At 49.1% G+C, this 14,904-nt stretch carries 4 protein-coding genes; 2 read left to right on the top strand and 2 right to left on the bottom strand.

Annotated elements, in window-relative coordinates; all coding sequences use genetic code 11:
• Nucleotides 1-231 precede the first annotated feature (231 nt).
• Complete coding sequence (locus tag H7F31_RS25525; RefSeq protein WP_187101092.1) at nt 232-1,248, top strand: LacI family DNA-binding transcriptional regulator; 1,017 nt, start codon at nt 232-234, stop codon at nt 1,246-1,248.
• Between the two features lie 136 nt (nt 1,249-1,384).
• On the top strand, nt 1,385-3,160 hold the full coding sequence (locus tag H7F31_RS25530) for a glycoside hydrolase family 13 protein (protein WP_187105536.1): 1,776 nt from the start codon (nt 1,385-1,387) through the stop codon (nt 3,158-3,160).
• 102 nt (nt 3,161-3,262) lie between these two features.
• Here H7F31_RS25530 and H7F31_RS25535 read toward each other — a convergent pair whose 3' ends face one another.
• Both H7F31_RS25535 and H7F31_RS25540 read right to left on the bottom strand, forming a co-directional pair.
• On the bottom strand, nt 3,263-8,803 hold the full coding sequence (locus tag H7F31_RS25535) for an S-layer homology domain-containing protein (protein WP_187101093.1): 5,541 nt from the start codon (nt 8,801-8,803) through the stop codon (nt 3,263-3,265).
• 231 nt (nt 8,804-9,034) lie between these two features.
• Nucleotides 9,035-14,803 (bottom strand): S-layer homology domain-containing protein, encoded by a 5,769-nt coding sequence (locus tag H7F31_RS25540; protein WP_187101094.1) that lies wholly within the window; start codon nt 14,801-14,803, stop codon nt 9,035-9,037.
• Nucleotides 14,804-14,904 lie beyond the last annotated feature (101 nt).

The following is a 14,904-nucleotide window of genomic DNA, read 5'->3' on the forward strand; positions in this document are numbered from 1 at the left end:
GTAAATCGTTGGCTCGCATTCATCATACAGCAATCGTAAAAGCGTTTGCAATTCGCTTATTCCCTTAAATTCGCTCATAAAATGGTAGAAACCTTCTAAATTCTTTTTATACCTCTTCTATACTTGTTCTATCGGCCATTTTCATCTTTCCGTTGCTGTTTTTCTTCTCCTAAGCTATGATTAGGAATCATCAAGTGAGCAAGCGCTTGCACAAAGAGACGGGAGGCTCTCATGAGGGTTACAATCAAAGATGTTGCCAATAAAGCGCAGGTATCCCCTTCGACTGTTTCGCGCGTCATTGCGGGCAATGGAAGGATCGGAAAAGATACCATTCAACGGGTCAGGCAGGTACTCGACGAGCTCGGCTATCATCCCCACCATGCCGCCCAGGGGCTGGCCAAGCGCACAACCTGCACGCTTGGCATCATTCTACCGCGTACACCGGATGATGTATTCAGCAATTTCTTCTTCCCCGAGCTGATCCGCGGCATCTCTACGCGCGCCTCCCGCTCCGGCTTCGATATTCTGATGGCCACCGGTTCCCTGGCGCAGGAAGAACGGGAGAGCCTTAACCGGATGGTTCGAGGGGGCCGGGTGGATGGCGTCGTGCTGCTCAGCTCGCGACTGGAGGATCCCCTGATCAGGCTGCTGGAAGAGGAGCAATTCCCCTATGTTCTTATTGGACGCAATGACTATTCCGCAAGCACGCTCTCCGTGGATACGGATAATGTCCGTGCCGCCTATGAACTGACACAGCATCTGATCGCCCAGGGCAACCAGCGCATCGGATTCGTCGCCGGACCAGCCAATATGATCGTCAACCGGGACAGGCTGGAAGGTTACCGCAAGGCGATGGATGAGGCCCGCATTCCTGTGCAGGACGAGTGGATCATCGACGGCGAGCTGCTTCAACAGAGCGGATTCCGCGCGATCTCCATGCTGATGGAGCTGGAGGACCGGCCTACGGCGCTTGTCGTGATCGACGATGGGGTATGCTTCGGCGTGCTGCGCGGACTGGGCGAGCTGGGTTACCATGTTCCGCGTGATATCAGCCTGGCTGCCTTCAACAATATCGCTTTATCCGAGCTCTCCACCCCATCCTTGACCAGCATTGATATCGGCACCTATCAGCTCGGCTATACGGCTGCACATCAGCTGTTGCTGCTGCTCGCGGGAGAGGAAAAGGCCAAATCCCGCTTCATCATCCCCCACCGCCTGGTGGTGAGGGAATCTTCGCTTCGCAGATAAAAATGTTATTGCGTTGGCAGAAACGTTATGGTATGATTTAGAAAATTTAAAGGCAATGAAACTTTCGGGTTCAACCTCGTTCTTAACAGAGGTTGGCCCTTTTTTGTGTTTTCATGCCTAAGGAGGCCTGGTAATGATGATTATGCTGGAAGCCGTTTACCACAGGATGGGACAAAACTGGTCCTATGCCTACAATGATTCGACCCTGCACATCCGCATCCGCACCAAACGGAACAATGTCTCGCACATCGACCTGCACTGCGGCGACAAATACAATCCGGAGAAATACAAGGTAACGATATCGATGGAACGTCTGGCATCCGACGAGCTGTTCGACTATTGGCAAGCCGCCGTGCAGCCCAGATTCCGCAGACTTGTTTATTACTTCGCTCTGCATTCGGACAATGGCGAGATCCTTTACTTTATGGAGAAGGGATTTTTTGACCAGCCGCCCAAGGTCATGTATGAGGGATTATTTGATTTCCCGTATCTTAATCCGCAGGATGTTCACATGCCCCCGGCATGGGTCAAGGATGCGGTATTCTATCAGATCTTTCCGGAGCGTTTCGCTAACGGCGATCCGTCCAATGACCCCGAGGGCGTGCAGGAATGGGGCGGTACGCCCAGCGCCGGCAATTTCTTCGGCGGGGATCTGCAGGGAGTGATCGACCACCTGGATTACCTGAGCGAACTAGGGATTAATGCTTTGTATTTCAACCCGCTGTTCGCCGCCACCACCAACCATAAGTACGACACTGCGGACTATTTGCGGATCGATCCCCATTTCGGCACAAACGAAAAGCTCAAAGAGCTGGTCGATGCCTGCCATGCCCGGGGCATACGCGTGCTGCTCGACGGCGTGTTCAATCATTGCGGCCATACGTTCCCGCCGTTCGTGGATGTGTTGAACAACGGTCCGGATTCGCGTTATGCGGATTGGTTCCATATTCGAGAATGGCCGCTGCGAGTCGTTGACGGGATTCCGACCTACGGTACGTTTGCATTCGAGCCTATCATGCCCAAGCTCAATACCGCTAATGAAGAAGTAAAGGCTTATTTGCTTAATGTCGGTCGCTTCTGGCTGGAGGAGATGGGGCTGGACGGTTGGCGGCTCGATGTCGCCAATGAGGTGGATCATCAATTCTGGCGGGAATTCCGGAGCGAGATCAAACGGATCAATCCTTCGGCATATATCCTGGGCGAGATTATGCATGATTCCATGCCATGGCTGCAAGGCGACCAATTCGACGCGGTCATGAACTATCCCTTTACGAACATCCTGCTCAATTTCTTCGCCCGCAGGCTGACGAATGCGACCGAGTTCGCCCAGGCGATCGGCACGCAGCTCGCCGGTTATCCGCAGCAGGTTACGGAAGTATCGTTCAATCTGCTCGGCAGCCATGACACGACGAGGCTGTTGACATTGTGCGGCGGCAATGTGGAGCGCATGAAGCTGGCGACTTTATTCCAGCTGACCTATCAGGGGACGCCTTGCATCTATTACGGCGACGAGATTGGCATGGACGGCGAGTATGACCCCCTCAACCGCAAGTGTATGGAATGGGACAAGAGCAAGCAGAATACGGAGCTGCTTTCGTTCTTCCGCAGCATGATCAGCCTGCGCAAGGCTCATCCCGCGCTGCGCGGCAGCGGACTGCGCTTCCTGCCGACGCCTGAGCATCCGCAGCTGCTGGTCTATGAGCGCTGGGACGCGAATGAGCGGTTCCTCTTCATGCTGAATAATGAGGATGCTCCTGTGGTCGCTGCAATACCGGCAGCACTTCCGGCTGCGTCATGGCGCACCGTGAACAGCGAGCCGTACGCAACGGTTGAGGAGAGTGCGATACAGGTGACTCTCCCTCCATACGGCTACACCATCCTGCACGCGTCTGCGGCAGGAACGGCTGGGTAGGATCGCTCATTTCGTTCTACAAATTTAATTGAAAACGCCGCCTTTCCATAAGAGGCAAAGTCCTCTTCGAAAGGCGACGTTTTTGCTAACTAAGTCAACTTTTTATTCGCTCAACAGAAAGTTTAATATGGCTTGCGCCGCTTCCGCTCGCAGCGTGTCGGACTTGGGATCGAAGACTTGCTCCGACTTCCCTTGCATGAATCCCAGCTCGATCGCTTGGTTGACATAGCTGCTTGCCCATGAAGAGACATTCGCAGAGTCGGAATATCCGTTTAACGCATCATTCGCAACCATGCTGCTGCCGTTTTTATACTCGAAAGCTCTTACGAGAAGCGCAGCCATTTGTTCACGGTTGATCTCCTGATCCGGCGCAAAATTGCTGTCCGTGACGCCTTGAACGAGACCCGCTTCATAAGCTGCGGCTACGTCCTGCGCAAACCAGTCCCCGCTATTCACATCTTCAAATGCGGTTACCTCATTGCTAGCTCTCAAACCAAGCACTCTTACAAGAAGCGCGGTAAATTCCGCTCTTGTTGTTTTGCCGGATGGCGCAAACTCCTGCTCGGACACGCCGGCAACGAGATGCTTCGCGGAAAGAAGCTTGATGGTACGATAGGCCCAATGTGCCGCCGGCACGTCTGTAAATGTTTTATCGTATTCCATGACCGCATAGGTGCCTGGTTGGGTGAAAATAAACGTTGCCTGATCCTCATTGAACTCGCCGCCAATGTATTCCCATTGGCCCGTCGCTTCGTTAAGGATGTATATCCCAAGCAAATCTTTATCCACATTCGCAAGTTCTACCGGCAAGGTGACCTGAACCCCATCGGCGGCTATGTCTTCCAGATTCGTTTCGCGGCCGTCCGCTGTGCGAAGCACAATGTTGATATCGTAAGCCTGACCCGCCAGGCTTTGCTTCAACACATGGTTATTGGCAATTTCCCGCTCCGTATCAACCGGCGCAATTTGAACCCCGATGCTTCCGCCCGTTTCACCGTCAAGTTGTTGCTCTATTAAAGCTTGAGTTTGCTTATTAACTGCAACGGTCACTTGACCGGCACGGACCTCCAGCGGATTGCCCGCGATTTGCTGCAAAGGAATGTCAACGCTCGTTTGATCCTCATCCATCCGAACAATGGCCGTTCCTTGATCGATGACTACTTCTACTTCGTCTTTGTCATCGTCGGGAGCGGGAGTCGGATAAATGATGACGCCAGACCCATTGCCCTGATCAGGATCTTTTGTAATAACCGATGACTCAAAGGTTCGCACCGCTTCATTCAACTCTGCCAGCGCCTGGTCAATCTGCTCTTGCGTCGCCGCCGCAGCGTCCGCTGCCGTTTGCGCCGCGTCTATCGCATTTTGCAGCAATGCCTTGGAGCCTGCCGGATACTCGCCTTTTTGCGTACCTTCACTTGCAGCGTCATGTTTGTCCTGCGCCGCTGTGATAGCCGCCAGCAACAATGCTTTATCTGCTTCTTCGACTTCGTCTTGTCCTGTAATGACAATGCTGGCTTCGCCCTTCACTCCGGAAGCGTCATTGGCCGATGCCGCAACCTTGGCGGTCCCGTCTTTCAGCGCCGTAAGCAATCCCGACTCGCTAATGACGGCGATATCGGTGTCCGAACCGTCTTCACCGTATACAGCCCATGTAACCGTCTGGTCGGTCGCATCATCGGGAACAACTGTCGCGATCATTTGCAGCGTTCCGCCTTTTGTGCCGATTGAAGTTTTGCCATCCTGTCCTGTGACTTGAACGGACTCTACTAGAACAACAGGTTCTTCTGGACCGCTAAGCGTCGCCGCTTGCAGAACAACGTTGCCGTTCCCGGCACTGTCATAGTTTTTATCGACAACATAAGTGACCGTCAACGTTTTGCCTGGCTCGGCGGCTTTGTACCGAATGGTAAACACTTTCCCCGATTTGTTTGGCGCAATATTGTCCGCATCTCTTTCGGAATAGCCGACATAAGCTTCGCTTCCATCGTCGAGCTGGGCAGTCAGCTTTCCATCAGCCTGCCAGGTTCCGACATATACCTTTAAAACCCGTTCCTGCGTGCTTGCCGCTGCAGTAAACTTGAAGCCGTTATTTATTGGTCTTACGTATATCCCCATTCCTTTGCCCGCAGCGTTAGTCCCGGCTTCGATCGGTTGTCCGTCCGACCATTGGACAAGCGTCGCAAGATCTCCCACACCGCGATAACCATCGTTTGTACTTCCTATAATTTGTGCGTTGCTAATTAAACTTTGAGCCGTACTTTTGTTCACAAACACAGGAAGTCTGTCGGCATTAATATTGTTCCAATGCGCCCAATCCAACGTTCCTTCAGCCGTCAGATCGGTCATATGGCCCGCCGCCAACTTTTCGCCTGTTCCCTGAACCGTTCCGGACGGCTTTCTGATCAGACCATCCATCGCGCTATGCAATGCCTGGATCGCTTGATTCACTTCTTCCTGCGTGGCGTTGGCGTTGGCGCCAATAAGCTGCGCTTGAGCCAATGCCGTTGCGAACACGCTCCATGTCTCGGTCGTATACTGGGCTTCCTCGTAGTCGCCCGCTTCCGTCAACAGAGATAACAATTCGTCTCTGGCATCGATCGGAACGTCTCCGCCTCTTAGCAGAACATAGTTGCCGCCGATCGTCGTATTAAATGAGACGTATTTTTCATTCGTATACGGCGCTACTTGCATCGTTGCGTCCACGGCTTCCCCCGTATCCGCATTGTATACGGAAGCGCCCAGCGTATCATAATTCCATGGAACAACCAGATTCAGCGGATGGCCAGCCTCGCTGGTAACGTATACCTGGTTCACGTCGTCTTCCGTATCCTTGGAAGCGGTGAACAGGAATGCTCCTTTGCCGCGCAGACGAACAAATTCCGCGTCCCGCGTAGGCGACCAGTTAGGGAAAACTCGGGTAATGCCATCGTTCGTTTGCAACAACATCGAATTAATCGTTTCAATCGATCCGGCAGATTCGATTCCGCCGCCATAACCGGCTTGAGTCAGGTTGGTCGCTCTGAAGCTTCCGTAACTCGATCCATTCAGCATCGGACGCTTGAAATAGTTAATGAGCTTGTCCGCCGGATATCCGATCTTGGCCGCAATGGGATACGTTTTGGCGAACGCGTTGCCCCAGGACAAGGATGCCGCCTCGAACGCTTGCATGTAATCGAGCGTATTCTCGATCATGCGAAGCATATAGGGGTCCGAACCTATGGCATATAGCTCGGCTGGAGCTACCAGGCCTTCGAAGGATATAGGTTGATCCTTCATATTAATAAGCGCATTGCCTTTAATCGGATTGTCGATTTTGTACGCCAATTGAATCAATGGCGTGTCATAACCTGAATACGTTGCCGTCTTAATAGGCACCAGGTTGTCCAAATAGTGCTGCCAAACTTCAACTTTATCCTGATCGGCATTTAAAATTTCGCTGTATTCAATGAGTTTGGTGAGCGTATAAGTCATAAAGCCGATATCAATGGTTGTATTGACATCTGTATGCCCGGATTCGCTTTCGTTGGCCGAACTGTATATAATTTGATACTTACCGAACGTACTGCTGCCTGGATTCTCGTCAAGTACGACGTAGTCCATCCAGAAGTCGCCGATTTCGCTTAGTCGAGGATAAACCTCGTCCCGGAGAAACTCCAAATCCGCCGTATATTCATACATCCAAATAAAATGATTGGCCGCCATAGAGGCGGTGAACGCCTGACCGCCAGGAAGGCTCTGCGGAGATTTGACACTTGCCTTTGGAACCTCCGCCAGAGGAACGTCGCGGGCGACATCCCGAGCGCTTAGAGAACGTATTCCGTAACGTCCCTCATAACCATAATTGGCAGCGTTGTTTTTCAATCTTATATCCGCCGCCATGATCGTGTCGAAGTACGTGTCGGCAAGCTCTATCCGATTAGCGGCATACGCACCATAAAGCGGCGCCTGGAAGTTATAGTTCATTGTGTAGCGGGATCCCCACTGCCCTACGTCGGATGTGTTCCAGATACTGTACAACCCGGGTGCAATATGGTTGGAACGATAGGAGCTTCCAAGCGCATAGAGGGAACCGTAATAGTATCTTTCCAGATCGGCGTCATTCAGCGTGACGTAGGACTTCAGCCAATAGTTTTTCCACCAGTCCAAATGCTCGCTATAAAGCCCGTCAATTTCCTCCGCGTCCTTATCGGCTACCAGTTCTTTGGCATTGTCGATCAAGGTGTCCAATTCAGAAATTTTCCCTAAATTGCCTTCTCCGATCAAAGAAGTGACGATATAAACCGGAGTGCCGGGCTGCAGCGTAAATGACAGCGTAGCCTTCCCTTCATCCGTCACCGCAGTCGCCGTCGCTCCGAGGATTCTGGTCGCCGCGGCGGCTTGAGAACGATAACGGCTTTCCGCGTATGCCTTCTGCTCATCGGTATCCGTCGGGTACACCGTGCTTTGCCGGGTAACATAGATCATATCGCCATCCGTTCCGGTCGTGGAAGGAAAATCCCTCGTCTGCTGCACCGTAGTGCCCGTAACGGCTTGGCCCTTGACCGGAGACGGCTGCGCCCAGAGCGTGGCGTCCATGGCAACCGCCGGAGCACCTGCATCGGATTCCAGCTTCGTTACCATCACGTTTTGCGAGTCGGATACCCATGTTTCGTAGCCGACTTTGGCTGATGCGAAGTTCATGCGGGATTCGATCTGTGCCTTTTCAATATTTTGCTCATGTACAAAATCGGGGATTTCTGATTCAAACGGGAAAACCTTCTCGCCTTGACTATAAAACTCGATCTCTCTTACAGCCGCAAATTGATTATTCAATCTATCATGCGGCTTGGAAATATATAACCGAAACTTCTGGCCGGTTATCGGATCAATAGGACGGTCCGTTCTGTTGCCGGTATTCCCGGTTACGCTATCCACAACTTCATAGTTTTCCGGATCTGTTACATCGCCGTCGGCTCCGGCTATGTAACGCTCCAGCCTGTAATCTTTGTTGTTATAAATGGCATACGCACTCCCCAAGTCACCGCCAGCGCTGTAGGAGTTATGATAGATCGCCCATCTGTCAAAGGTGATTTCTTTACCGAAATCAATATAAATCGTTTTTGGCACATGTACATTTGTGCTGCTTGGCTTGACAGATACCCATTTAGTTGCAAAATCCCCATCATATAAAGAATCTACACCCACTCTTGTCTCAGGGGAATAAATGTTGAAAGAGTAATGCTTCTCATCCGAGGAAGACAGCGTCAATCCGCCGAATGTGATCTTCTGATCCAAATCCCTGTCTGTCGCATGATTATCCCGATCATTCCACAATGAGGCATGGGATAAGTAGAACTTGTGCGAATTCACATTCGGTTCGGATACGACGCCGATTTCTCCATTGCCCAGTAGCTGCCCTGCTGTGAAACCGCTAGTATACGCGGATGCATAAGAGGTCTGTATGCCTTTAATATTCACCAGCTTCTCCCGCAACTTCTCCCACTCTTCCTCCATCGTTCCCATAGACTCATAGCCCGCTTCCAATAGACTTTCATTAGGAGCGGCAGACACTGGGGATAATGGAAACCATGTTATTATTAATGTCAACACAAGCAATACACCGAGTAATTGACGAACATTTCTGTTATTCGTTAGATAGGCCATCTTCCGGTCTCTCCTTTACTCTCATAATAATAGTTTACAATCGCTTTGAAGTTCATTATAAATATCGATAGCGCCCGTAAAAACATCAAAAAATCTAGACGAACTGGAATTATTAGTACTCTTGCCGAATCGATACACGATGTCCCGTTACTTGCAGCACGATTTCTCCTAAATAGCTTCTTATTCAAGCAGAAATGCTAAAAAAAGAGGGCGAGCCGCCCTCTTTTGGAGTTACTTATTATTCAAGAAATTTAGAATGGCTTGTACAGCCTCCGCGCGCTTCGTATTCGACTTTGGATCGAGTGCCTGATTCGATTTGCCTTGCATCAATCCAAGCCGGATCGCCTTGTCTACGCTCTCTCTTGCCCAGGAGGATACATAAGCATAATCGGCGTAACCTTCCAAACCTCCAGTCAGCTGACTTGCAGCCCCGTTTTTGTACTCGTATGCGCGCACTAGCAGCGTTGCCAATTCCTCTCTTGTGATTGGTTTGTCCGGCGCAAACTCATTGTCGGATGTTCCGCGGATAAGCCCCGCTTCATAAGCTGCCGCCACTTCCTCCGCAAACCAGTCATTTGCACTTACATCCCCAAATCCTGTCGTTTGACCGCTGGATGTCAGACCCAACGCTCTTACAAGCAACGCCGCAAACTCTGCCCTTGTCGTTTGATCGGACGGCGCAAAGCTTTGTTCGGATACACCGCTCACCAGATGTTTGGCCGAAAGCAGCTTTATCGTACGGTAAGCCCAATGCGTCGATGGAACATCGTCAAAAGTTTTGTCGTATTCCACAACGGCATATTTTCCTTGCCGAGTCAAGCTGTACGCAGCCGTGTCACCATCGGCGTCATACACACCGCCAACATACTCCCATTGGTTTGTTTCCGGATTCATGTAATATACGCCAAGCAGTTCACGATCAACGGCATCAAATTTTGTTGGCAATGTAAAATGAATGCCGTCAGCCACTTGCTCATCCATTAGCATTTCTGCGCCATCCGCCGTTTTCAGCGCAATACGAATATCGTAAACATGCCCTGCGATCGTTTGCCTAAGAAACGGCGTATTCGGAACTTTAACCCCGGTCTCTTGAGGCGTCGCTTGCACAACAATTGCCGCGCCTTTCGTATCGCCAACCCACTGCGCCAATTTCTCCTGCGTTTTCTGATCGATAGATACGATCACCTCTCCGACTTGTACCTGCAAGCGATAACCTCTGGTTTTATCCAGCGGTGCCTCAATAGTGGTTTCGCCGTCTTTTGTTCGAATATAAGCGTTATCTTGTTTGACCTCTACTTCGATCTCATCTTCTTTTTCAACCGGCATGACCGGTATAACCGGCGATGTCGGGTCGGAATCAACCGTTTTCAGCTCCAACGCGTTAATCGCGGCTTGCAGTGCGGAAGCTTGCTCGTCAACTTTATCCTGGGTCGACTCTTCATCCTCCGCTGCAGCAAGCGCCACAACAAGCTGCTCACTGAGCGCCGCCCAACTTGCTGACGTATAGTTTTCTTCTACCAATGCTTGAGCTTGCTCAATTGCTGCCAACAATGCCGTTTTATCAGCCGGTTCAACTATTTTTTCAAAATTAGCCGTAATCGTTGCAGCCGCAGCCGGCATCGTATAATGAATACTCGTCTCCGTACTTTCTTCTATTCCGTTTACAGTCCAATTTTTAAAGACATAACCGCTGTTTGCTTGCGCTTCAAGAGCAGCCGCAGAGCCCGATTCGTAGCTGCCTCCGCCAATTACTGTACCGCCTTCCATCGGATTGGCCGTTACAGATAATTCGTATTCAGAGGTATTGGTGTATACTTTGACATCATCAATATACAAGTCCCCGGTGCGAAGCTGACTCGTTCCGAACAAAATATGGTCGACCTGGGCAAGCGGATTTCTTAATCGGATATCCTCCAGCTTTGGTTCGCCATCCACATATAAATCAAATGTGCCGACAGACGGGTCCGCTACAACCTTAATCGTATACCAGGTATCGCGGTTAATCGGTTGAATATTAAATTGAGTATTATTGTTGTCTCTATAAGCCAAATGATTATCATGTAAATAAAGTTCTACGATAAAATTGGACTTGTCGCCATAATCTGCAAGAGGCGGGCCGTCAAGCAATAACATTCGCAAATATTGGCCATCCGAGCCGCTGCCCGACATCGCATTCCATTCAGCGGTAAACTCTCGAGTTTTGGCCGAAAAACCTTTACTTGCATAAACAACATTATCTTCGGCGCTCGCATTGTTATCGCGTAAATGAAAACTCTTATTGCTTTCATCCGGCAAACCTGCAATTGTGGCAGTTGCTTCATATCCGCTGAAAATGTCCCATTCCGCAGGTATTTCGCCTATCGTTCCATCATCAAACGTTTCATCCAGCGCAGACTCGAAGGCTTTAAAATGGGCTATCACAACCGAATCTTCTGACGGCACCGTATACGTAAACGCTTGTTCAGCGCTAACCTCAACTCCATCTACTGTCCAATGTGTAAAGGCGTAACCTCTGTTCGGTTGCGCTTGAATGACAGCAGTTGAGCCTTCTCCATACACACCGCCGCCCGTAACGGCTCCGCCATTAACAGGATTGGCAATCACGTTTAACTCAACATTGCTGTTGCCATCAATAACAGACGCCTGGAAGCTCTCCAAAGCCAATTGTAACGCCTCAATCGCTGTCTCGACTTGCATAAGTGCGGCTGCGGGGTCCAGCACCACCACTTGAGCTGCATCCATAGCAGCTTTTAATACAGCTTTAGAACCAACCGGATATTTCCCGGCGCCGTTGCCTTCTTCGGCAGCCCCATACGCTGCTTGGGAATTCGCAATAGCCGCAACCAATTCTCCCTTGTCAACCCCCGAAAGTCCGTCGGCATCACCCTTTGTAACCTCGTATGTCATGCCCGCTTCTGTTGGAATCGAATAAATCAGTTCATTCGTATGTGCTGTTACAGCTTTTAACGGTGCAACTGTCTTTCCGTTTTTATCTTTTATCGTCAATCCTTTCGCCCATGGCGAAACAAGATTTAACCTATTTCCTTTTTCGCTTGTTATTTCCAGCAGCTGCACTTCTCCTTGGTTGGCGTTATATTCAGACGTTACCAAGAAAGCGCCTTTAGCCTTTAAGTCCACAAAACGCGCATCAATTTGTTTGGTCCATGATGGGAATAAACGCAATTCATTTGCTTCATTTTGTAAAAACATCGAATTAATCGCTTCAATGGTTCCCATCGTTTCTATTCCATGTCCGGAAGTGGCCGCCGTCAAATTGTTTCTCCACAATTGAGCAATCGCCACTTTCAAATCATTAACCAATGTCTCCGGATCAAATCCGATTCTTGCCGCGATGGTAAAGGATTTCGGGAACCCGTTATATCCGGCACCTCTGTAATGGACATTCAAAGGATTAAAATATTCGAATGTATCCCTTGCCAGCGTAAGCATTTCCGGATCGGAAGCCAAACTGACATTTTCGGCAGGATGCACAACAGCTTCCAGCGCAACCGGCTGATTCCCTTCGTAGATATAAGAGCCCCAAGACTTATTTGAAGCCTTTCTTTGATCTTCATTGTCCGAAAAGTAACCGCTCAGAATGAGTTGTTTGTCATTGTTGAACCCAACCGACTCCAAAAACTGCTTGGCAACTGGAGAATTCTGATTGGTTGCAAACGGGCTCAAGTTATCCAATATTTCTTGCATTGCCGGTATCATATCTACATTTTGATTTAAATAAGTAGACATTTCGATAAACGCTGCAAAATGAGACCGAATGTACCCTAAATCAAGCGCAGGATTGATATCGTATGCCGAGCTTGCATTTAGTTCATTGTTAGCGCTGTTATAAATCCAATATTTTCCCTCTGGACCTTTGACCACAAAATCCATATAAAAAATAACGGTTTCAAGAATGGCAGGATAGATATATTTTTGTAGTCTTTCTTCGTTGCGATTATATTGCCAATCCCAGATTAACGGTTGGGTGTACAACATAATGTTGGATTTTTGATCGGTAGGCAAGCTGCTCAGTTTTTTTGCTCCAACGGGAGCTTTTGGCGCTACCTTGGTCAGCGTATTATAATTCGGCGGAAAGGATCTCGGGATTTGCGCGCCTTTATATCCCGCATTGGCCGTCGCATTTTGTTGTCTCGACACTCTGATCGCGGCTTCTTCATAATAAGGCTCCAGCAAGTCTCCCCGATTGCTTGAAAACATTCCGTAATAGGGAGCTTCATAGTTGTAATTGGTATACGCTTTGCCCATAAAGACGGAAGTATCATTGGTCTGCCACAGACCATGCATAGCCATCGGCAAATTAGGCTGCTCGGCACCGTCGGGCGTTGGTCTGATCCCGCTGCCCATTGCATACAACGCACCGTAATAATAGTTTTGCAATATTTCATCGTCTATGTTCACAAAGGAGCGCAGCCAATAATTTTTCCACCATTCCAAATGCTTGGTATGCAAGGTATCAATATCTGACACGCTCAAGCCGTTCAACTGCGATATGGCATCATTGTTTACTGCCGACAATTCTTTGTATTTCAAGTGTGCAGGCGAACTTGTATAGCTGCTGCTTGAGTTTGCAAAAGTGGCAATTTTCCCGCTTTGCCCAGGCTCAAGCTTTAATACAAGACGTCCGTCTTCGAGTCTATGCTCGCCTTCCAATATTTTAGTTGCCGTTGCGATTTTCGATACGTAGGATGGCGTTCCCGTACTCTCTCTTGTTAACCAGATTACGTCTCCGTCGGCGCCTTTTGCATTTCGCATTGTACTTGGCGACAACAATTCAAAGCTTAACTCGACCGGCTCTGCCGCGCCGCTATCCAAGCTCACATCGGTAATTAACAAGTTTTTGTCGTCGGCTGTCCATGATTTAAAATGTATCAAACTTTGCTCAAATAACATTTGACTTCGAACTTCCGCATTTAATAGATCTTGTTCATGCAAATACGTATTATCATATGCCGCAGGCGGATTTACAACATTAACCCCATCCATAAACAAATTAATATCCGTAATGGCTGCGTTGGTTCTGTCCTTCTCCAGATGTTTGGTTTCAACGCTTGGATGTACGGGCTTCGTAATGTATACTCGCAAAAACTTGGTTGCTATTGGCGTATCAAAAGTAAACATATTTGCATGATCGGTATTGCCTTCAACCGCTTGGATCGGTGTCCAGTTATTATTATCCTCCGATACTTCAATCTGGTAATCGTAGGTATTGTATAATGATCTGCTTTGATATCTTGCGCCAATATGTTTAATCTCTATTTGATCGAATGTAAAAGTTGAATCACTGGATAAGCTAATCCATTTGTTGGTTGGCACCATTTTTTTGTCATAGCGCTGACTGGCGTCTTCTTGCGTATCCGATCTCCAGCCGGTCGCTTCTTTCGAATCAAAAGCAAAGTTTGCGCCGGAATAGTATCCGGCCGTATCCGAAGCTGAATAAGCAAATGACTGCTGATTACCATATTTTTTGCCATTCACCAACGATGTGCCTTTGAAATAAAAATCCGCCTCTGCGATACGCGCTGTTGTCCGATCCCCTTTTATCGTAGCCGTCTCGTACCCTGGCTGCACCGGCTTCGTAATATAAATTCTAAAATATCTTGCAGTAGCAGGTTCTATCAGCCTGTCCACTTCTTTAAGCTCATTTCCCTCTACAACATCGACATCCAGCCAATCCACACCGTTTTCGCTTTTTTGCAATGAAAAATCTCTTGTATTGTATCGGGTATTTTGAGTGTCTAAAAATTGTCTATGGTAGGTGATCCAGCGATCGATTGTGACATTCCTTTTAAAGTCAAATACGAGCCATTTAGGACCGCCCACTTTATTTTCCGGATTCGTTATCCAATAAGTCGTTAAATCGCCATCGATAACCGACATAGGACCTTTGGATTGATCATTAGGATTGTTATCGTTGGCGGTAACCGTAATGTTATACGCTGCAGACGAGTTGTACTTGGCAATTTTCAACTGCGCGTTCATTACTTTCTGATCGTTATTCCACGTATCGCTAGTCGACAAATAATAGCTTTGTTCATTTTCTCTTGCGTCAGAAACGACCCCCAACGATCCGTTTCCCAGCA

This window comes from Paenibacillus sp. PAMC21692 (assembly GCF_014303795.1).
GTDB lineage: Bacteria > Bacillota > Bacilli > Paenibacillales > Paenibacillaceae > Pristimantibacillus > Pristimantibacillus agaridevorans.